Source organism: Silvimonas soli (assembly GCF_030035605.1).
Classification (GTDB): domain Bacteria; phylum Pseudomonadota; class Gammaproteobacteria; order Burkholderiales; family Chitinibacteraceae; genus Silvimonas; species Silvimonas soli.
In genome coordinates this window covers 4069397-4088893 of sequence record NZ_CP106736.1, presented here as the reverse complement: position 1 = coordinate 4088893, position 19497 = coordinate 4069397, and the positions used below count along the sequence as shown (strand labels likewise).

Sequence of the window (19497 nt, the reverse complement as noted above, 5' to 3'; positions counted from 1 at the left end):
ATCTGCACTCTTCGATTGAAATATGACCAATCGTCAGCATCTACTGGTTTCCATTTTTCAGGAATTCCAGTTGTGTCCAATACCCAATCCCCAGCGACTACCCTTGATTCTGCAGACCTCGTGAGCCGTCTTCAGTGGCGCTATGCCACCAAAAAGATGGACCCTACCCGCGAGGTAGCTGATGAGAAACTTGAGCGCATCCTTGAAGCTACACGCCTGGCGCCGACGTCCAGCGGTTTGCAGCCCTACGAAATTCTGGTGGTGAGCAACAAGGAAATCCGCGAGAAAATCAAAGCCATCGCATGGAACCAGGGGCAAGTGACCGATTGCAGCGAACTGCTGGTTTTTGCGGCTTGGGACAACTACACCACCGAACGCATCAATACGATGTTCGATCTCGTGAACGAAAAGCGCGGGTTCACCAATGAAGGCTGGGAGAACTATCGGAACATGCTGCTGAATACCTACCCGCAGCGTAGCGCGCAGGTCAACTTTGAACACGCGGCGCGCCAGGCCTACATTGGTTTGTCCGTTGCGCTTGTGGCTGCGGCTTATGAAGAAGTCGACAGCACGCCGATGGAAGGCTTCGACCCCGCTGCGCTTGATGAAATCCTGGGCCTGAAGGCACGCGGCCTGCGCAGCGTCGCGCTGTTGCCGCTGGGTTATCGCGATGAGTCGGGTGACTGGCTGGTTAATCTGCCAAAAGTGCGTCGGGCGCGTGAAGCGTTCGTCACCGAAGTGGACTAATTTGCCCGCCCTGCTCTGATTGCGGCGTCGACGTCTCGCAAAGACACGGCCGCAGCAGATTGAAAACATCGTCGCCTCTGTCATCTAGCCCACTGATTTGGGGGCTAACTTGGCAGAGGCTTCGTTTTTTATGAAATACGCCCACACATCTAATCGTGTTTGGCAGCATGGGCTTATCCTGGCAACAGCATCTTTAATGCGTACATTCTGACTATGGTTGCTCAATACAACTAAAGCGTCGTATACTTTTTACATCGTTGTATTGTGCAACTAGTTATTCAGGAAATACAAACATGAGCGTCGACTCCTCCCTGGTCGAAGAAATCCGTTCTGCATCGCGCACGATGGTGCGTGAGCTGGGTTTCATGAAGTCCACACTGGCGGGCACCCGATATTCGCCATCCGCAGTCCATGCCTTGCTTGAGATTGAAAACCAAGGCGCCATGCCTGCAGCACAACTGGTGCAAGCGCTCGGACTGGAGAAATCCAGCGTGAGTCGTATGGTTGGGAAATTGATTGAGGCTGGCGAGATTGAAGAAGCGGCGTCCAGTGAAGACGGGCGCTCAAAAAACCTGTTTCTCACGGAGCTGGGAAAACGCACCGTGGCCGACATCCACGTGCATGGCCAGCAGCAAGTTATCACCGCACTGAACCTGCTAGACCCGGCGCAGCAGCGAGTCGTTGCCCAAGGGCTTGGCGCATATGCCAGCGCACTGCAACTGCGTCACGAGCGGCCACAGGAGGTGGCGGCCAGCCCGGTTGAAATCATCACTGGTTACCAGCCAGGTTTGATCGGGCGCATCGCCGAAATGCATGCCGATTTCTACTCCCGCCATTGGCATTTCGGGCAGTTCTTCGAGAGCAAGGTGGCCGCTGGTGCAGCGGAATTCACGGGGCGACTGGATCATCCTGCCAATCAAATCTGGGCGGCAGTTCAGAACGGGCGGATTGTGGGTTCGGTAGCCATTGACGGGCAAGACCTCGGGAACAACGAGGCACACTTGCGCTGGTTTATCCTGGACGACACGTGCCGCGGCACTGGCGTGGGACGACAACTGCTAGCCCAGGCGATGGCATTCTGTGATGAAGCCGGGTTCAGCGCCACCCAACTGTGGACCTTCAAGGGGCTGGATGCTGCCCGGCGCTTGTATGAATCTTTCGGCTTCGTTTTGGCGCTGGAAGAGCAAGGCACGCAGTGGGGAAGCTCAGTCACCGAGCAGCAGTTCACCCGCCCAGCGATGCAGAACCCACCGCTATAGATTTTCAGCGATGAAATCCCCCAAAGCCCTGACCCTGCCCGCATTCTTGCGCTCAGGCGGGCTGACCAGGTGGATGGGGGCCTGTGGCGCCTGCCAGTCAGGCAGTAGTCGTACCACTTCTCCGCTTTTGAGTTCGGCGTCAATCAACCAGTCTGGCGAGTAACCAATACCCATCCCGCAGAGGATGGAAAAACGCATGACCTCACTGCTATTGGTTTGTATGTTGCCCTGCACCCTCACCGTTTCTTTCGTGCCTTCCGGGACATTTGCACCGGGGCCGGCGATGAACGACCAGGCATTGCGAGTGGTTAGCTCGGTGTATATGAGGCAGTTATGCCGTAGCAGGTCTTGCGGCGAGCAGGGGGCGCTGGCGCCTTGCGGTAACTGCCGGATGTAATCTCGGTGGGCGACCAGCAAGCGATGGGATGTGCCAATCCGCCGGGCAACCAATCCGCTATCAATCAACGTGCCAATCCGCACAGAAACATCAATGCCCTGCTCTACCAGATCAATAAACCCGTCATGCAGTTGCAAGTCGACTTTCACGCCTGGGTGCATGGCCATGAACGCTTTGACCAGCGGCATCAGCTTGAGCCGCCCAAACCCGACCGGTGCGGCAATGCGGATCAGCCCCTGCACCTGGCCCGAACCTTGGCGCAGGGTTTCTTCCGCGCCTTCAATTTCAACAATCAGACGACGTACATCCTCAAAATAACGCTGACCTTCTTCAGTCAGCGAGAGCGAGCGCGTTGTGCGGCTGAACAGCCGCGCACCTAATTCGCGCTCCAGTGCGGCCACCTGCTTGCTGACCGAGCTTTGGGTCACGCCTGCTTCGCTAGCCACCGCCGAAAAACTGCCCGCTTCAGCGACGCGCACAAATGTTTTGATGGCCGAGAGCTTGTCCATTCACCCACTCATCTATTCCGTAATGGCATAACTTATACGACTCATTACGGTCTATTTCAACCCTTTGGAATCAATCAAAGTAGGCCCCGTAGCAAGACCTAACCCAAAGGAGAACATCATGACATCGCAAACTGTATTGATTACTGGCGCTTTAACCGGCATTGGCCGCGCAACTGCACTGGCTTTTGGCAAGCTGGGGGCCAATGTGGTGGTGAGTGGCCGCCGCCCCGAAGCCGGGCAAGCGCTGGCGGCAGAAATCCGGGCGCTGGGCGCGCAGGCAGAGTTCATCAAGGCCGACGTCACGCAAGAAGCCGAAGTGCGTGCGCTGGTTGAAGGTGCCGTCGCCCGTTTTGGCCGTATCGACGTCGCCGTGAATAACGCGGGCGTGGAAGGCCAGGGCGGCCCCATTACCGAGCAGACAGAACAAAACTACCGGGATACTTTCGAGACCAACGTGCTGGGCGCGCTGTTGTCCATCAAGCACGAAATGCGCGTGATGCAGTTGCAAGGCGCTGGCGCCATCGTCAATCTCTCATCCATTGCCGGTCAGGTTGGCATGGCGGGGGCATCGGTTTATGTCGCGAGCAAGCATGCGGTTGAAGGGCTTACCCGCAGCGCGGCGCTGGAAGGCGCGCCCATCGGCGTGCGGGTGAATGCGGTTGCGCCCGGTCCGGTGCAGACAGACATGCTGGACCGCTTTGTTGGACGCGATGAAGCCCTCAAGAATGGCTTCCTGGCCAGCATCCCCGCTCGCCGTGCGGCAACTCCCGACGAAATTGCCGAAACAATCGTCTGGCTGGGCTCTGACAAAGCACGCTATTTGACGGGCCAATCTGTTGCGGTGGACGGCGCTTATACCGCCCAGTAATTGCTGGCTGAAAGAACGGAAAGAGGTGCGCAAGCACCTCTTTTCACATCCAGACGGATTGGCAATTGACGCCCCAATGCCAGCATTTAAGTCTCGCAGCTAAATATCGCCCCCTTGCTAGCGCCAGGCATGCGGCAATCCCCGCACAATATCGCGCAACTGCTTATGGAATGCCCTGCCCGCCCGCTGCCTCTGGGCGTTGGGTAGCCAATCAATCCGGCACGCAATCCAAAGCAGACTTAGCACGTCCAATTCCGTAGCATGAATATTTTTTAGTATTCATTAACAATGTTTAGTTAAATTTATCCGGTCACGAACTCAGCTGATACTGCGCTTCCCTGGTTTGGCGCAAGCGTGAACAGCTGCAGTTTTTTGTTCGCTAAAACCCGCAATCGTCCGCCGGAGGAAAAACTCATATAAGTCTTTAACTCAGGAACCACTCCATGATCACGAAAAAGCTACTTGCCTCGATTGCACTGTTTGGCATCGTCGCTTCGCCCGCAGCATTGGCCCACTCTGAAATCTGCCGCCCGGTGACCACCAAAGAAATCGCTTCGCTATTTGATCGCTGGAACGCCTCTTTGCAAACGGGTGATGCCGACAAGGTTGTAAAAAACTACGCTCGCGATTCGATTCTTCTGCCTACCGTCTCTGATCAGCCTCGTATTAGCCGGGAACAAAAGGTGGATTATTTCCAGCACTTTTTGCAGAAAAAACCTGTCGGCAAAATTGATTTCCGCAAGGTGATCATTGGCTGTAACTCTGCCATAGATGCCGGGCTCTACACCTTTACGCTCAAGGACGGCAGCCACGTCAAAGCACGGTATACCTATACCTACGTCTGGACCGGCAAGAACTGGTTGATCAGCAGCCATCACTCCTCTGCCCAGCCAAACTGATCCTCGAAATCTGGCCAGATACCAATAAAAAAACCATCGGTCTTCGATGGTTTTTTTATTGTGCTTGCGCCACCCGGTCAACTTGCCACACCGTATTTAGCGCGCCCGCCGCCCTTCTACCGGATAACCCGGATCGGTATAACCCGGCGTTGAGGCATGACCCGGTGGCACCAGGCTATCGATGAACTTTTCATCGTCGGCATCCAGTTGCAGCGCCAGCGCAGGCATATAGCTGTCCCATTGCGCTTCGGTACGTGGGCCAGCGATGGTGGCGCTGACTAGCTGGTTTTTCAGCACCCAGGCCAGCGCGTAGGCGATGGAGGTTGTGCCTCGTTCAGCGGCGCGAGCAGCAATGGCTTGGGCAATCTTGAGCGATTCCGGGCGCCATTCGGTTTGCGCGATGCGCTTGTCACCACGCCCGGCACGGCTGTCTGCGGGCGGCGGCGAATCCACAGCGTATTTGCCGCTGAGTACGCCGCGTGCCAGCGGACTGTACGACACCACGCCCAAGCCGTAGTGGCCTGCTGCGGGCAGTTGTTCCACTTCTGCCGTGCGATCAACAATGTTGTATAGCGGTTCGCTGGCCACGGGCCGATCCATGCCCATCTGGTCAGCCAGACGCGCAATTTCGGCAATGCGCCAGCCTTTGAAATTGGACAATCCAAAGTAGCGCACCTTGCCCTGGCGGATCAGATCGCCCACCGCGCGCACGCCCTCTTCCAGCGGAGCATCCAGTAGCGCGCGATGAAAATACAGGATGTCGATGTAATCCGTACCCAGGCGCTTCAGGCTGGCCTCCACCGATTGCATGATCCATTTGCGGGACTGGCCTTGCTCATTGGGCCCTTGCGCCGTGGGAAAGCCAAATTTGGTGGCAATGACCCAGCTATCGCGCCGCTGGGCGATGGCCCGCCCGACAATCTCTTCAGAGCGCCCGGCGTGATAAACATCGGCGGTATCAATGAAATTAATGCCCTGGTCAAAGGCTTTGTCGATGATGCGGGTGGCGGTAGCTTCGTCCGTTTCTCCGCCAAACATCATTGCGCCCAGACATAGCGGCGACACTTTGAGCGCGCTGCGGCCCAGATAGCGGTAATCCATGTCAGTTCTCCATGCAGGCTCGGGCCTGCGAGGGTTTGGGGTTGTTCGTGGTTGTTGGTAATCAGCGGGGCATAAAACTAGATGCCCGCTTCTTCAAAGACTTTCCTGGCGATAGGCAAGGCGGTGCTGGCAGTGGGCCAGCCGGAATAAAACGCCAGATGGGTAATTACTTCGATGAGCTCGTCGCGCGTTACGCCGTTGGCCAGCGCCTTTTTCAGATGAAACGGCAACTCGTTCAGGCGGTAGAGCGAAATCAGACTGGCCACGGTTATCAGGCTGCGATCACGCGGCGATAGTCCCGGGCGCTCCCACACGTCGCCAAACAATACGTTGTCGGTGTAATCGGCCAAGGCCGGGGCAATATCGCCGAACGCTTCACGTGCGGCAGAAGGCTTGCTAGACATGATGAATCTCCTTTCCATGTGCCATCGCCGTTAGCCACTAACGGACTGCTGGCGTTGGAAAGAAATTTAACAGCCTTGCTCAGTTATGATTAGATGGCAAAATCGGCATGCACTTATTAGATTGGCTCATCAATGGCACAGCAAAACTTGAATGATCTGGTGGCATTCATTGCGGTGGCCCGGGACGGCAGCTTTACCCGCGCCGCCGCCCGGCTGGGCGTCTCGCAATCGGCGTTGAGTCATACCATCAGAGGGCTGGAGACGCGTTTGGGCTTGCGTTTGCTAACCCGCACCACGCGCAGCGTTTCGCCCACCGAAGCAGGCGAGCGCTTGCTCAGCACCATCGCACCCCGCTTTGAAGAAATTGAAGAAGAACTCGCGGCCTTGAGTGAGTTGCGAGAGAAACCCGCTGGCACCATCCGCATCTCGGCCGCCGAACATGCCGCCAGCACGGTGCTGTGGCCCAAGTTGGCCCAATTCCTGCCGGATTACCCGGATATCAAAGTCGAGATCAATATCAACTACGGTCTGACCGACATTGTGGCCGACCGTTTTGATGCGGGTATCCGGTTGGGCGAGCAGGTTGCCAAAGACATGATTGCAGTGCGGATTGCGCCGGATTTGCGCATGCTGATCGTGGGGTCGCCGGAATATCTGGCCCGGCGCGGCAGCCCGCAAACGCCACAAGACCTGGCCAGCCATAGCTGTATCAATCTGCGCTTGCCCACACATGGCGGGCTCTATGCGTGGGAGCTGGAACGTGACGGACACGCCCTGAACGTGCGGGTTGAAGGGCAACTGGTATTCAATAGCAGCCCGCAAATCCTCAACGCGGCGCTGGCGGGGTTTGGGCTGGCCTATCTGCCGCTGGACATGGTGCAAGCGCATATCGCTGCTGGTCAGTTGCAACAGGTGCTAGCTGCATGGAGCCCCACTTTTCCGGGATATCACCTGTATTACCCGAGCCGTCGGCAATCGTCCCCGGCGTTTGCATTGCTGGTAGAAGCGCTGCGATTACGCTAGCTGGCCGTGGGACGATCCAGAATCAGACTATAAAAGTGATAAAAGTGCCCGATTACGCCCGCACAAACAGCGCACTGCTGCCAACCCGGACATACTCGGCGCCCACTTCAGAGTCCAGCAAATTCATGATGGTGCTGTCGCACTTGAGCACGGCACTCAACGTGACGTAAGAGACATTGGTGACGTCATCCATATAGTCTTGGGATTCGTCGCCTGCGGTAATGCACCAGCCGCTGTCGTCATCACGATCAGCCGCTTCGCGGTAGAGAAACCCTACCCTGGCGCCGTCTTTGAGGACGCGATTAGACACGATGCAGTGGGCGGAATATTTTGCGTCCAGTTGCTCGTTATTTTGGTTTTCGCTAGAAGCCATGAGACTGCACTCAACAAAGTGGAAGAAAGAAATAAATGCAGTCCGGATGATAGCCCACTCTGCCACTCACGCCAGTTTGCTTGTTGCAAGCTCAGGGTGGATCACGAAAGCGGGTGCTGCGCACCGCGCCAACAATACCGATACCAATGGCGATAATCACCCCCGCGGCGAGCCAGTGATCGGGCACGTGCGCGAGATACGCCGCGTACCCCAAGCCGGCAATAGCAATGACCACCCCCACCAGATATAGCGTAAAAGAAGACATAGATCCCCTCCCCCAATGACAATGCTGATGCGTGCCAGCATGCGCGCCAAAGCAGCAAATGACCGTCAGCCACTGGTGCAAAGATGTGTCGGTGCTGGCTGATAACTGCAACTACGCTGCAAAAACATCCGTTGGCGCGATATCCTGATCGCCCATTGCAGTCAGCGTGTGAAGAGAAGCAGAACCGATGAATCAAAATTGGGTGATATGGAGCGTTTCGGCGCTAGCAACAGCGGGCGTAATCTTGCGTCCGCTGCGCTGGCCAGAAGCGGTATGGGCCTGTGGCGGTGCGGCGATCATCCTGTTGTTGGGACAGATGCCGTGGCTGGCAGCGTGGGGCGCCGTGAGCAAGGGGCTGGACGTTTATCTTTTTCTGACCGGCATGATGCTGTTGTCCGAAGTGGCCCGCCGCGAAGGTTTGTTCGACTGGGTTGCGGTACTGGCGGTTAACCATGCGCGGGGTTCGCCCACTCGCTTGTTCCTGCTGGTTTATTTGATTGGCACTGTGGTAACAGTGTTTATGTCTAACGACACGACTGCCGTCGTGCTGACACCGGCCGTGTTTGCCATGGCCCGCAAGGCCAACGCGCCGCCGCTGCCGCTCTTGTTTATCTGCGCCTTTATCGCCAATGCCGGCAGTTTTGTGCTGCCTATTTCCAATCCGGCCAACCTGGTGCTGTATGGCAACCATTTGCCACCTTTGCTGGCCTGGCTAAGCCGTTTTGCCCTGCCGTCTTTGTTGTCAATTGCGGCGACGCTGGCAGCGCTGTGGTGGACACAGCGTCACGTTTTGCAAGGCCAGTGCAATGCCAATCTCGCGCAAGAACCGCTGAGTACGCATGGCAAGATTGCGCTGGCCGGTCTGGTCGTTACGGCAGTGACATTGTTGGTCGTGTCGGCGCTGGATATGCAGTTGGGCTTGCCGACCGCGATACTCGGCGCACTGACCGCGATCCTGGTCATGCTGATCCAGCGCGCTTCGCCGTGGCCATTGCTCAAAGAGATTTCCTGGGGTGTCTTGCCGCTGGTGGCGGGTTTGTTTGTGCTGGTAGAGGCGCTGGACCGTTCTAGTCTGATCCGCACCTTGGCCGAGTGGCTTAATCACGCCATTGGCATGTCTGCAAACGCAGCAGCAGCCACGGCAGGACTGGCGCTCGCGCTGGCCAGTAACGCCATCAACAACCTGCCAGCCGGGCTCATCGCCAGTTCAACCCTGGCCTTGTCGCACAGTCCGCAGCAAGTCGTCGACGCGGTGCTGATCGGGGTAGATCTTGGCCCTAATTTGTCGGTAACCGGATCTCTCGCCACCATTCTCTGGTTAAGCGCGCTGCGCCGGGAGGGCGTGACGGTGACGTTCTGGCAGTTCTTCAAAGTGGGCGTACTGGTGATGCCACCCGCTCTGTTGCTGGCTATTGCGGCCCGGCTGCTGCTGGGCTGACGGCATTACCGTTATTCCATGCCCGCAACGCCGTTGCTACTTGCTTGATGACTCCGTCCCAGCCGCCACCGGCAGGCTGGCGGAACAAACGCATATGCGGATACCACGGGCTGTCGCTGCGCTCGGTCAGCCAGCGCCAGTCGGTGCGAAAATCCGCCAGTAATAACCAGCAAGGTTTGCCCAGTGCCCCGGTGAGATGAGCCACCGCGCTATCCACGCTGATCACCAAGTCCAGATTGGCGATAACCGCAGCGGTATCGGAGAAATCCGCCAGCGTGGGCGCAGCATCGTATACGCCCAGTTCCGCCAGTTGCTGCGCCGCCGTCTCTTGCGCAAAGCCTTTTTGCAGACTCACAAACTGGACCTCGCGATTTGCCAGTAGTGGCGCCAGCACAGACAGCGCGGGTAGTGAGCGATCTTTATCGTTCTCGAATTGCGGATTGCCTTGCCACACCAGGCCAACGCGTAACTTGCCTGCGGGCAATGTAGCGGCCCACTGTGCAACTTTGGCCGAATCGGTGGCCAGATAAGGAATCTGTGCGGGGACGTTGTCCAGCCGGGTATGGCAATGCAGCGGCAAGGTCATGGGTGGCACCCAGAAATCCCAACCGGTTTTGGGCACGGCTTCGTCGTAGGCAAACACCTCGTCAATGCCAGTCAGCCCAGCCAGCAGCGTTTTAAGTGGCGGATGACACACAATGCCCACGCGTTTGGCGCACATGGCCTTGAGTTGTAAGGCGTAGCGGCCAAACTGGATCATGTCGCCAAAACCGGCCTCAAAGCCGATCAGCACCGTTTTGCCCACCACGCTCTCGCCTTGCCAGCGCGGAAATTCAAAATAGCGGCCGAGCGGATCATTGGAGCGTGCTTCGTGGGCTTCCCAGCCCTCCTCCAGGCGCCCTTGCCGCAGCAAGATATAACTCAGGTTGAAGCGCGCTTTGGCATAACCCGGATCAATCGCCAGAGCCTGGCGGTAACACTCTTCTGCTTCAGCTTCGCGCTTCACGCAGGCCAGCAACATGCCCAGATTGGATAACAACGTGGGCGATGCCGGATCAAGTGCCAGCGCTTGCCGACAGGCCAGTTCGGCGTGATCAAACTGTTTTTGCTTGATCAGCAAACCACTCAGGTTGAGGTAGATGTGCGTGTTGGCGGGCTGCAGATGCAGCGCGCGCTGATAACTGCCCAAAGCTGCCGCTATATCGCCAGCGCGTTCTTGCAACAAGGCCAGATTAGCCAGTGCCTCGGCCATATCGGGTGCCAGTTCCAGCGCCTGCTCAAAAGAGTTTTGTGCCGCCAGCAACTCGCCAGCCTGCATCTGACGGTTGCCTTCAAAAAACAGGTTTTGCGCTGCGGGTGATGGCACGGACATAACTGAAAAAACCTTGAGTGTGGGGGGGCCTGGATTTAGCTGCAGGCTCTGACAGGGTGACCAATGGCAAATGCTGGCGAATACTCAATTTGTGCGCACCTGCTATCCCCCCAAGCGCATTTTGGAGCATTTGACGAGCCCCGATAACCGTAATGGGTCGGGGTCTTTTTTTGCCTGCGCGGCAGTTAGTCTGGCGTGTCGTCTTCCGGTATCTCCACGGCCATCAAACCGGCCAACCAGAAACAAAACAAGGCGATGACAACGGCCAGCACGCCCAGTGTCCATGCCAGCCGGGTGCCGTGCCACAAACTGCCCAGCCACTGGTTGAAGTCAGAAGCCAGCACCACCGATTTGCCGCCAATGCGTTCCAGCTGGAATTGATACTGCTTGCTGGCATCCATGCCGTTCAGGTCCGCGCCCGCATCGCTGCCAGCAATCAGATAAACCACAATTGCAGCAAGCAAACCACCAACCAGAATAACCATGCCGGTCAGGCGCACTTTGGCATGGGCAGGCCAGCGTTTGCCTTGCGGCGCCGGGTCTGTGGGTTTGTCGTGCGGACTCATCGGTTTGTCTACCAGATTCGGAAACAGGAAGTCCGTGAGTATTCCAGGGTGGCGCATGGTGCGCAATAGCGCATGAGTAACAACTCAGGTTTACGGGCCGACTGCGACCTGCACGCGATTGCGACCCGTCGTTTTGGCGTGATAAAGCGCTTCGTCCGCCAGCCCCAGCAAGGTAATCGCCGGGCCTGCTTTCGGCACGCGCGTGGCAACGCCGATACTCACGGTCAGCATGGCCCGCGTGGCGGGGTTTTCATGCTCAATGGCCAGTTCCATAATGCTCAGGCGGATTTTTTCGGCTATCAGCAACGCCCCCTCTTCGCCGGTATTGGGTAACACCACCACAAAAACTTCACCGCCAAAGCGCGCCGCCAGATCCGCCGGGCGGGCGCAGCTTTCCCGCAAGGCCAGACCGATGCGGCTGAGCGCTGCATCACCTTGTAAATGCCCAAAGCTGTCGTTATACGACTTGAAGTAATCAACATCGACCATCAGCAAAGACAAGGTAGATTGCTCGCGCATGGCCCGCCGCCACTCCATATCCAGATAGTCGTCAAAGCGGCGCCGATTGGGCAAGCCGGTGAGTCCATCCGAATGAGTAATCTGTTCGAGTTGCTGCTTGGCCAGTGTCAGGTGATTTTGCGTGTCATGCAGCAAGCGGGAAGTCTGCTCTTGTTGCTGCAAGGCATGATGCGCACGCGCGTGGTAGCGAACGCGGGCGATCAATTCAGTGGCCTGCGGTTGATGCGCCAGATAGTCGCTGGCTCCGGCAGCAAACGCGGCGCTGGCGGCAGCTGGATCAGCCTGGTCCGCCAGCACGACCACTGGCGTGTGTGCAGCAGCGGCATGGTCGCGCAGGGTGCGCAGCAGTGCCAGACCCGCATCGGCTAGTGCGGCGTGGGTTTGCAGAATCACCGCCGGTTTGACTTGCCCAATCAACGCCAGCATCTGCTCTGGCTCATGGCAGGTATGCACGGTGATGTCCGTTTCCGTCGCCAGCGCCTGACTGATAGCCTCGCCTCGCTTGGCGGCGGGGTCCAGCAGTAACACCACAATGCTCGTTGGAGCGTGCCTGGAGGGGTAATCATGAGCTTGCTGATTCATGGGGTTATTCCGCCGCTCGTTACTGCGTTGTCTGGGTAAAAAGCATTTATCCAGCATAGTGCATGGTGAGCCAACTCAGGTTTGCACTAGCCACAAAACCATGAAAACGGTTGGCGCTCTTGCGCGACTGCGCCCTCCGCTAACCGCCAGCGGCTCTGGTCACTGCTTCGATCAGGCCGGTGGCTTGTTCAACAATACTGTCGCGATAAGACTCAAACATCGCATCGGTGAGTTTGTCATCGTCGCCCGGCGCAAACACCGTCATCACCGGCACATGTAAATGTCCGGCAGCAATCGTCGGGGCAAGCGTGTCGCGCAACAAGGTATTGCGATAGCCGCTTTCGTTGGACAAATAATTGCCGCCTCCCCCGCTGTGCGCACACGCGTTGGCGAGCGGCGCAACCGGTGCGGTCGGTGGCGGATAGCTGGCTGGCGGTGGCGTATTGAAGTCCTGCGTTCCCAGCGCATTGCAATCGGCAAACACAGTGAAGTTGGTATGCCAGATCACCGGATAGCCGCCCTTTTGCCCGGTACTTGCATTGATCACTTGTGCGCCGCTGCGAGCGTTGATCATGGCAGCTACCGGCAGTGTGGTTTCGATAAACTGCGCCGGTTTGCGCGGGTTCCATGGCAATGGGTCGTAACCTAGCACGTCGGCGGGCGGATAAATATCGGCATCTGGCGCAGACGGCAAGCGCGCAGAGAGGGTTACGCCTTCGTTATCGGGAAAGTTGGTAGCGTGATAACGACCATGCCAGTTTTCGATCCAGAACACGCCTTTGCCGCCTTGACTGAGCGTGAGCGATGCCTGCACGTGATCCGGTCCGGTAAAGAATGGCGCCAGCGTGTGTTCCTGCATGCCTTTGCGGAACGGGCCGTAACTGACTGGCAACAGATAGGTCTGGATGATCGCCACGCGGCCATCGGGCAAATTGAAGCGTCGGCCATTGAGCGCCAGTGCAATCGCCCCGGACGGATTGCCAATGCGGATGTGCGTATCGGGATGCGCCGCACCGGGAGTTCCCAATGTGAACGGATCAAAGCCACTGAGAATGATGCGTTTGAAACCCGGGCCGGACGGAAACTGCATCGACAACTGCCCGCGCGAGGCACGTTCCAGCGTCCATTGCAATTGTTCGCGCTGGGCGTCGCTCAGGGCAAACGCCGGTTGCCATTGGCGCAACGCCAGCGTCATTTTCAGCCGCGCCCAATACAGCATGCGATCATCGCTACGCGGCAAATCGCCGGTCACATGCACACCCTGCACCCGATCTACCGCGGCTTGCCACAGCGCTATGCCGGAGGCTTTGACCAGCGCGTTGGCAGCGTCAAAGGAAGTCACTTTGCCCGAGTCACACAGGCGTTGGGCAAATTGCAGGCCAAATTGGGTAAAACCGGACGCGGCCAATATCTGCTCGGCAAACGGCGTTCCGCCCGCGACCAGCACATTGCCCAGGCGCTGCTCCTCATACGACGGCGTGACCGCGTTATTCAGGCAGGGCTGAGCAGAAGTATCGGCTGCAGCAGCCAAGCATAACCCGCTCAGCATATTGCCGATCAAACACACAACGGACAAAAGTTTGAAACGTAGCGTCATCAGCGGCGTTTACCCAGAGGATTAATGGTGGGTTGGTGGCAATTGCCAATCCAGACATTCAGAACCGCAGATACGACAAGGCGCCGGGTTTTCACGCCAGCGCCTCCAGTATTGCTCTCTATCAATTCATCAACATGGCGGCCACTTACCGGTTCACCGCAGCAGCCAGACGCCGCGCACCATCGGCCGGAGTCATGTTGTCGTTGCTCCAGAATTCGGCCACCGCTTCGATCAGCGCCTTTTTCTGATCATCCTGCACGGCCATATTGTGTGCCCATGATGGTACGAGCACGTTGCGGCTGGCAGCCTGGCTAAAGTCGCGCGAAGAAGCGCGGCCATAGGCATCCAGCTTGTTGGTATCGACATCGGTACGCGCCGGAATACTGCCCTTGTGCTTGTTGTAGGCCAACTGCCCTTCGTGGCTCACCAGCAGACGAGCAAAGTCCAGCTGCGCTTTACGACGCACCGGCTCGTCCTGGCGGAAGAAGGTCAGCGTATCGGCAGCAAAACTGTATTCACCGTTCACCGTTGGCGCAGCCCAGAACAGATAATCCTCGCCTGGACGGCGGTTGGCTTCATCCAGTTCACCCTTCACCCAGTCGCCCATCAACTGCATGGCGGCACGACCGTTGATCACGTCCATGGTCGCCAGATTCCACTCACGGCCCACCGAATCCGGTGTGCAATAGCGCTTGAGACGGCGGAAAGTTTCCAGCGCGCGCGCCATTTGCGGGCCAGACAAAGCGCTGGCATCGAGCTTGCTGAATGCCTGCAGATAAAACTGCGCGCCGCACAAACCCAGCACGACGGATTCAAACAGCGTGGCTACTTGCCACTTCACTTCGCTGTGCGCCAGCGGGGTGATCCCGGCGGCCATCAGCTTGTCACACAGCACGAAGAAATCATCCCAACTGGTCGGCGCTTGGGTCACACCCACGCGCTTGACCAGGCTGGAGTTCACCCACAGCACGTTCACGCGGGCCACGCCCAGCGGCACGGCCACATATTTGCCTTCGGCCTGCATCATGCGATCCAGCACGCTCGGCAGAATGCGGTTCCAGCCTTGTTCGCTGGCCACTTCATCCAGATCAGCCAGCACACCTTTGCCTGCCCAGTTCTGGATCTTCACCCCGCCAAACGCAGCGGCGGTCGGCAACTTGCCTTTTTCAACGGCAGTTTTGAGCATGCCCGGCACATCTTTACCACTGTGCATATCGGCCCAGTGGTGACCCATCTGGTTCAGGCGCATCTTGATTTCCGCCACCGCGCGCGCACCGCTGGAGGCAAACCAGCCGTGCAGCACTTCAATGTCTTCAAGGCGGAAACGGCCCACCACCGACATCAGATCGCGCGCGCGTTTATCCAGACCTTCCAGCGCGCGACGCGCTTGCTGCAGGGCGGAATCTGACGCCTGACTCATCACGTTGATTTGCTCGGACGAGCGCGCCATGGTGGTCGTGGCGGAAGTTTGTTCTTGCGTGGCATCGGCAATGCCGCGCACCACTTCGGCCATGTGCTGCATGCGCGTGCCTATTTCCAGCATGTGTTCGCGCGCGACATCGGCTTTCTCGACACTGCCGGTGACCTGGCCGCTGGCGGTAGACATGCTGTCCACGGCATTGCGCGTGTCTTTGTTGACCGAATCGATCAGCTTGGCGATTTCCAGCGTGGCGTTAGCCGTGCGCTCGGCCAGCTTGCGCACTTCATCGGCCACCACGGCAAAACCACGGCCTTGTTCACCGGCACGGGCAGCTTCAATAGCTGCGTTCAATGCCAGCAAATTGGTTTGTTCGGCGATGTCTTTGATCACCACCACGATGGTGCCGATCTTTTGCGAATTCTTGCCGAGGTCACCCATGGTGACGCCCAGTTGCTCCATGGATTTCGCCATGGTCGAGACTTCATCCGACACCCTCAGCACCGCTTCGGCACTGTGGTTTGAGAGGTCAGTGGTTTCTTTCACCACGTGATCGACGTCGATAGCGTTATCGGCAATCTGGTTGATGCTGACAGTGATTTCTTCCACCGCAGCCGCCGAGGCCGAGGCAAAGTCACTCTGCACGTGAGCATCTTTCACCAGTTGCGCGGTCACGCCAGTCAGCTCTTTCAGTCCCAGCGAGAGGCTTTCCATATCACGCTGGACTTCGCGGAAGGTGACTTGCAGATCAGCCACAAAATGGTTGAACGCATTGGCGATATCGGCTAGTTCTGGCGCGCCTTTGGCAGGCAGGCGCATGTTCAGGTCGCCGCCCTTTTCCACCAGTTGGGTTAGCGCGGTGCGCATCTGGTTGAGCGGACGCAAGGTCCAGGCTGTTGCTGCGTACACCCCGGCCAGTACTGCGGCCAGCGTGATCAGGGCGATCAGCACAATGGCGCCAGCACCGGTCAAGCCCAGGCTGGCAATGAGGGTCCAGGCGATGAAAAAGCCGACGAGGTTAAGCACCCCAACGTACAGCAGGAGGCGATTCTGGATAGACATGACGGGCACCGGTTGATTTTGATTCCACACTGAGAACAACTTATATACAGCTCTTTTTATTGCTGAAACCATATATGGAACTGTTTCAAAATGCCATCTGATTTTCGATACAGAGGCAACAAACTTACTAAAACAATCTTGCTTGTCGCTTTTATGGCCTTTTTCGCTGAAATTACTTTCACAAATAGAAAGGATTATTTCCTACACCTTACCCTCACCACTTCCTCTTTTTGCAGCAGAGCCTGTCCTGGCTGACTCGCATCCCGCGCGCCATCGCAGCTGATTTCTCGTAATGATGACTGGACGCTTGGTAGTTTCCGCAATGTCTCCGCCACACTTTGACCAAGATCAAAGTCCTTTTAGCCTCACCTCCTCAGCATGAGCAGTCATGACAAATGAGAGTAAAAGTCACATGGAACCACTGGTGCAATGGCATGAAGGCTTGTCGGTAGGGATTCAGGAAATCGATGAACAACATAAAGTGCTGGTGAACCTGCTTAACGAACTACATGTCGCCATCCATCAACATCACGGGCGCGCTGCTTCTATTGCCACGCTGGAAAGGCTGGCCGACTACACCAAGATCCACTTCACCGTAGAAGAAAGCCTGATGCGTATCCTGGGCTACCCGGATTACGAGAACCACAAACAGCACCACGAAGTCTTGATTTCCGATCTGGAGTCCTTTCAGCAACGGGTAGCTGCAGGCGACGCCATTACCTTTGAACTGCTGCATTTTCTGCGCAACTGGCTTACCCACCACATTCAGGAAGGCGATCAGCGATATTCCAGCTTCTTTTTGCAGCGCGGCGCCCAACCCAAGTGGCAAAAGAAAAACTGGCTGGATCGCTTCTGGTCGGAGATAGCGGGCTAGCGCACGCCAGGCCGCAAGCGGTCTAAGCACACGCGGCCTTTTTGATTACACCGGCTTCGTCAACATCCAGATTCAAACGCTGCGTGTTGAAATCCATCGTGACCGCATCACCAGGTTTGATGACGCGCACCAGTTTTGAGGCGGATTGCTGACGCGCCATTTCGACCAGTTCGGGCGTGCTGGTCTTGCCGACCAGCGCCTGTACCGGCTCGGCATTGCAAGCACCGGGTGAAGCCATAGTCATGGCGTCGGGTTGACTGGCACTGCAACCGGCAAGCGCTACGGCCAGCAAAATCAAACAGAGAGATGGAAAAATTGAGTGCATGGCAGCTGCATGTGAGGACTTAAAACATCACCATAGCAGACGCGGCTGGTCTTGCCTGGTTGGGCCGTGTCCAAGCGGCGGGAAACGTCGTTCCGTTACTGTTTATTGAATGAAAAAGCGGACAAAAAACACGACGATTGAACGGCGTGAAAATGGCCAAACCTGACTTGAGTTCTGGCGTTGATCTTTGCGCTTCTTTATTACGCAATAACTTCAATTCCGCAATTTCAATCCACAGTTTTCGTTTACTGAAAATCAACTTTAATTGTAAACAACACACAATACCAAGCCGGCAAAGCCGACAATCTGCTTAGCGGACTGAAACACGCATATCGATAGCAAGGCACCAAAGCAAAAAGGTTCTACGCCTGCGAGGATCGAATCACAGCCGTAGACCCTTTCTAAATACCGGAACGGCAATGGCGTGGCGTCTGATTAGATGGAAAGTGGTTTATTCCACCGTCACCGCAGCCGCCATAACTTTAGGATATTTCCGGCTATTCACGTTGTAGCGCACGGTTTCATTGCCATGAAAATCGGAATTCGGCTGATAATAAACGCCGACCCCATCAACCATCAGGCCGAAGCATTCGGTAGAGCCGCTCGAATTATTGCGGATCGGGAAAGTCGCTTTACGTATTTCCACTTGCCCATGCTCTGGCACGCCCATCATCACCACTTCGGGTGGCGGACGGGAATGGCATTCTTTATCCCATTGCGCGTGTGTAGATAACAACAGCCATTGCCCAGCATGCCCGTGGCGGACCAGCGCGACTTCTATCGGGGCGGCCGGTCGTGCAGGCACCGCGCTCGCCGTGGTGGTGGCGCTGGGCGAACTCTGGGTGTTGCTTGTGTCTACATGGATAGCGGGGTTGGCGTTACCCATATTCACCACAATGCGGTCTGGGTAGTCGTAAGCAGAACCGTCGGCAGTATCAATTGCGGCGCCGATAATCCCGCCGATCAAGACATTGCCAAACACCATGGCTTTGGTAGATGACTCGACTTCCAGCTGGCCAGGTTCAACGCCTTCCTTCTCGCATTTGACTTTCAGATTGCCAAAAGAGCGATGCACCGCCACGGTAGCAGGTGTATACACCCACCACTCCCCTTTATTATTGGATAACAGGCAATGCGCATTGGCTACCTGGGTTTGGCCTTGCTGGGCGTCAATTGCAATGGTCTGATGCAAACCTGTTGTCACGGAGGCACAGCCACTTAATGCCAGAAACGCCAATACGCCGGACAAAGTCAGTACTGTTCTGACCGAATGCCATTGCTTAATCACTCTGCAATGAATACGCCCTAGCCCGGCGCTGCGTTTACAGGTATTGCCTCCCCGATTCAATGCTTTCACGCTTATCCCGATATAGTTATTTTTGAACGCCGCCATTCTTACTCATGCCACAAGCAAGAGATAGCGTCTTTTATGCGGGATCGTATGACTGTATCGGTTGTGCAACTGATTACGTGCAAAGCGGGAATAAGAGCGAATCCGGTTGCCGGAAAAGGTTAGATATCAATCCAAACCAATGCGGCAAGCAACTGCTAGCAAAACAAACAAAAAGCTGATCGACGCTGTATGGAGAACGGGAGTTAACCCGGTGGTTGCCTATCGCCCGGCAACGGGGTGAGGTGTCGTTAAAAGCTAATCCAGTAAATCATCGCGCCCGTTGCCGGCGATTTCAATCCCAGCTTCCAGCGCCACCAGCGCGGCTTCTTCTTCAGTGTCATAGACTTTGCTGCGATTGATGCGCTGAGTGCCAAAGGCGCTTTCCAGCACGTCTTCAGTGGATGTTGGCAGGCGGTCAAGGCTGGTCGCGGCGATCCACTTGCCGTCTGGCAATGGCACGCCGTAGGCATGGATTAAAAAACCCTCGAAGACCAGTTCCATGGTTCA

The 19497-nt window shown here is 56.8% G+C and carries 20 protein-coding genes; 7 read left to right on the top strand and 13 right to left on the bottom strand.

Going from position 1 to position 19497, the window contains the following annotated elements; genetic code table 11:
• Positions 1-120 precede the first annotated feature (120 nt).
• Together N7220_RS18775 and N7220_RS18770 are read left to right on the top strand one after the other, a co-directional pair.
• Positions 121-747, top strand: a complete 627-nt coding sequence (locus N7220_RS18775; RefSeq protein WP_283149061.1) for an NAD(P)H-dependent oxidoreductase — start codon at positions 121-123, stop codon at positions 745-747.
• Between the two features lie 293 nt (positions 748-1040).
• Positions 1041-2006 carry a helix-turn-helix domain-containing GNAT family N-acetyltransferase gene (locus N7220_RS18770; protein ID WP_283149060.1) on the top strand — a complete coding sequence of 322 codons (966 nt, stop codon included), beginning with the start codon at positions 1041-1043 and terminating at the stop codon, positions 2004-2006.
• Here N7220_RS18770 and N7220_RS18765 read toward each other — a convergent pair.
• Positions 2001-2912 (bottom strand): LysR family transcriptional regulator, encoded by a 912-nt coding sequence (locus tag N7220_RS18765; RefSeq protein ID WP_283149059.1) that lies wholly within the window; start codon positions 2910-2912, stop codon positions 2001-2003. The two genes, N7220_RS18770 and N7220_RS18765, sit on opposite strands and share 6 nt — an antisense overlap.
• A gap of 118 nt (positions 2913-3030) precedes the next feature.
• On the opposite strand from N7220_RS18765, the gene N7220_RS18760 reads away from it, so the two are divergent.
• Both N7220_RS18760 and N7220_RS18755 read left to right on the top strand, forming a co-directional pair.
• Positions 3031-3780 carry an SDR family NAD(P)-dependent oxidoreductase gene (locus N7220_RS18760; RefSeq protein ID WP_283149058.1) on the top strand — a complete coding sequence of 250 codons (750 nt, stop codon included), beginning with the start codon at positions 3031-3033 and terminating at the stop codon, positions 3778-3780.
• A 443-nt stretch (positions 3781-4223) separates the two neighbouring features.
• A complete protein-coding gene (locus N7220_RS18755; RefSeq protein WP_283149057.1) occupies positions 4224-4679 on the top strand; it encodes an SgcJ/EcaC family oxidoreductase in 456 nt (151 codons plus the stop codon).
• Between the two features lie 96 nt (positions 4680-4775).
• On the opposite strand, the gene N7220_RS18750 is transcribed toward N7220_RS18755, so the two are convergent.
• Both N7220_RS18750 and N7220_RS18745 read right to left on the bottom strand, forming a co-directional pair.
• Positions 4776-5780 (bottom strand): aldo/keto reductase, encoded by a 1005-nt coding sequence (locus N7220_RS18750; protein WP_283149056.1) that lies wholly within the window; start codon positions 5778-5780, stop codon positions 4776-4778.
• 77 nt (positions 5781-5857) lie between these two features.
• Positions 5858-6184: a carboxymuconolactone decarboxylase family protein gene (locus N7220_RS18745; protein ID WP_283149055.1), complete on the bottom strand. Its 327-nt coding sequence runs from the start codon at positions 6182-6184 to the stop codon at positions 5858-5860.
• A gap of 132 nt (positions 6185-6316) precedes the next feature.
• Here N7220_RS18745 and N7220_RS18740 point away from each other — a divergent pair, with 132 nt between their 5' ends.
• Positions 6317-7207: a LysR family transcriptional regulator gene (locus N7220_RS18740; RefSeq protein ID WP_283149054.1), complete on the top strand. Its 891-nt coding sequence runs from the start codon at positions 6317-6319 to the stop codon at positions 7205-7207.
• 52 nt (positions 7208-7259) lie between these two features.
• Here N7220_RS18740 and N7220_RS18735 read toward each other — a convergent pair whose 3' ends face one another.
• Positions 7260-7517 carry a DUF2185 domain-containing protein gene (locus tag N7220_RS18735; RefSeq protein WP_283149053.1) on the bottom strand — a complete coding sequence of 86 codons (258 nt, stop codon included), beginning with the start codon at positions 7515-7517 and terminating at the stop codon, positions 7260-7262.
• A gap of 154 nt (positions 7518-7671) precedes the next feature.
• Positions 7672-7845, bottom strand: coding sequence for a hypothetical protein (locus tag N7220_RS18730; protein WP_283149052.1), 174 nt, complete (start codon positions 7843-7845; stop codon positions 7672-7674).
• Positions 7846-8032: 187 nt separating this feature from the next.
• Here N7220_RS18730 and N7220_RS18725 point away from each other — a divergent pair, with 187 nt between their 5' ends.
• Complete coding sequence (locus tag N7220_RS18725) at positions 8033-9283, top strand: arsenic transporter (protein ID WP_283149051.1); 1251 nt, start codon at positions 8033-8035, stop codon at positions 9281-9283.
• On the opposite strand, the gene N7220_RS18720 is transcribed toward N7220_RS18725, so the two are convergent.
• From N7220_RS18720 to N7220_RS18700, 5 genes are all read right to left on the bottom strand, one after another.
• A complete protein-coding gene (locus N7220_RS18720) occupies positions 9255-10655 on the bottom strand; it encodes a tetratricopeptide repeat protein (RefSeq protein WP_283149050.1) in 1401 nt (466 codons plus the stop codon). The two genes, N7220_RS18725 and N7220_RS18720, sit on opposite strands and share 29 nt — an antisense overlap.
• A 185-nt stretch (positions 10656-10840) precedes the next feature.
• A complete protein-coding gene (locus tag N7220_RS18715; protein WP_283149049.1) occupies positions 10841-11278 on the bottom strand; it encodes a hypothetical protein in 438 nt (145 codons plus the stop codon).
• 33 nt (positions 11279-11311) lie between these two features.
• Positions 11312-12322 (bottom strand): GGDEF domain-containing protein, encoded by a 1011-nt coding sequence (locus N7220_RS18710; RefSeq protein WP_283149048.1) that lies wholly within the window; start codon positions 12320-12322, stop codon positions 11312-11314.
• 139 nt (positions 12323-12461) lie between these two features.
• On the bottom strand, positions 12462-13871 hold the full coding sequence (locus N7220_RS18705; protein WP_283149047.1) for a hypothetical protein: 1410 nt from the start codon (positions 13869-13871) through the stop codon (positions 12462-12464).
• A 193-nt stretch (positions 13872-14064) separates the two neighbouring features.
• Positions 14065-16398, bottom strand: a complete 2334-nt coding sequence (locus tag N7220_RS18700) for an extracellular solute-binding protein (protein WP_283149046.1) — start codon at positions 16396-16398, stop codon at positions 14065-14067.
• A 388-nt stretch (positions 16399-16786) separates the two neighbouring features.
• Between N7220_RS18700 and N7220_RS18695 the strand changes: the two genes are divergently transcribed.
• Positions 16787-17272 carry a bacteriohemerythrin gene (locus N7220_RS18695; protein WP_283149045.1) on the top strand — a complete coding sequence of 162 codons (486 nt, stop codon included), beginning with the start codon at positions 16787-16789 and terminating at the stop codon, positions 17270-17272.
• 22 nt (positions 17273-17294) lie between these two features.
• On the opposite strand, the gene N7220_RS18690 is transcribed toward N7220_RS18695, so the two are convergent.
• The 3 genes from N7220_RS18690 to N7220_RS18680 all read right to left on the bottom strand — a co-directional run bounded on the left by N7220_RS18690 (position 17295) and on the right by N7220_RS18680 (position 19491).
• Positions 17295-17597 (bottom strand): I78 family peptidase inhibitor, encoded by a 303-nt coding sequence (locus N7220_RS18690; RefSeq protein WP_283149044.1) that lies wholly within the window; start codon positions 17595-17597, stop codon positions 17295-17297.
• Between the two features lie 451 nt (positions 17598-18048).
• Entirely contained in the window at positions 18049-18885 is an 837-nt protein-coding gene (locus N7220_RS18685; protein WP_283149043.1) for a hypothetical protein, read from the bottom strand.
• 360 nt (positions 18886-19245) lie between these two features.
• The gene (locus N7220_RS18680) at positions 19246-19491 is read right to left on the bottom strand and encodes a hypothetical protein (protein WP_283149042.1); all 246 of its coding nucleotides are present in this window, start codon (positions 19489-19491) and stop codon (positions 19246-19248) included.
• Between the last annotated feature and the right edge of the window lie 6 nt (positions 19492-19497).

Bases quoted from the DNA above. Each gene is read 5' to 3' on its own strand.
- N7220_RS18755 (WP_283149057.1), top strand. From the start codon at position 4,224: ATGATCACGAAAAAGCTACTTGCCTCGATTGCACTGTTTGGCATCGTC.
- N7220_RS18725 (WP_283149051.1), top strand. From the start codon at position 8,033: ATGAATCAAAATTGGGTGATATGGAGCGTTTCGGCGCTAGCAACAGCG.
- N7220_RS18710 (WP_283149048.1), bottom strand. From the start codon at position 12,322: ATGAATCAGCAAGCTCATGATTACCCCTCCAGGCACGCTCCAACGAGC.
- N7220_RS18705 (WP_283149047.1), bottom strand. From the start codon at position 13,871: ATGCTGAGCGGGTTATGCTTGGCTGCTGCAGCCGATACTTCTGCTCAG.
- N7220_RS18765 (WP_283149059.1), bottom strand. From the start codon at position 2,912: ATGGACAAGCTCTCGGCCATCAAAACATTTGTGCGCGTCGCTGAAGCG.
- N7220_RS18695 (WP_283149045.1), top strand. From the start codon at position 16,787: ATGACAAATGAGAGTAAAAGTCACATGGAACCACTGGTGCAATGGCAT.
- N7220_RS18700 (WP_283149046.1), bottom strand. From the start codon at position 16,398: ATGTCTATCCAGAATCGCCTCCTGCTGTACGTTGGGGTGCTTAACCTC.
- N7220_RS18770 (WP_283149060.1), top strand. From the start codon at position 1,041: ATGAGCGTCGACTCCTCCCTGGTCGAAGAAATCCGTTCTGCATCGCGC.
- N7220_RS18690 (WP_283149044.1), bottom strand. From the start codon at position 17,597: ATGCACTCAATTTTTCCATCTCTCTGTTTGATTTTGCTGGCCGTAGCG.
- N7220_RS18730 (WP_283149052.1), bottom strand. From the start codon at position 7,845: ATGTCTTCTTTTACGCTATATCTGGTGGGGGTGGTCATTGCTATTGCC.
- N7220_RS18715 (WP_283149049.1), bottom strand. From the start codon at position 11,278: ATGCGCCACCCTGGAATACTCACGGACTTCCTGTTTCCGAATCTGGTA.
- N7220_RS18760 (WP_283149058.1), top strand. From the start codon at position 3,031: ATGACATCGCAAACTGTATTGATTACTGGCGCTTTAACCGGCATTGGC.
- N7220_RS18680 (WP_283149042.1), bottom strand. From the start codon at position 19,491: ATGGAACTGGTCTTCGAGGGTTTTTTAATCCATGCCTACGGCGTGCCA.
- N7220_RS18745 (WP_283149055.1), bottom strand. From the start codon at position 6,184: ATGTCTAGCAAGCCTTCTGCCGCACGTGAAGCGTTCGGCGATATTGCC.
- N7220_RS18720 (WP_283149050.1), bottom strand. From the start codon at position 10,655: ATGTCCGTGCCATCACCCGCAGCGCAAAACCTGTTTTTTGAAGGCAAC.
- N7220_RS18740 (WP_283149054.1), top strand. From the start codon at position 6,317: ATGGCACAGCAAAACTTGAATGATCTGGTGGCATTCATTGCGGTGGCC.
- N7220_RS18750 (WP_283149056.1), bottom strand. From the start codon at position 5,780: ATGGATTACCGCTATCTGGGCCGCAGCGCGCTCAAAGTGTCGCCGCTA.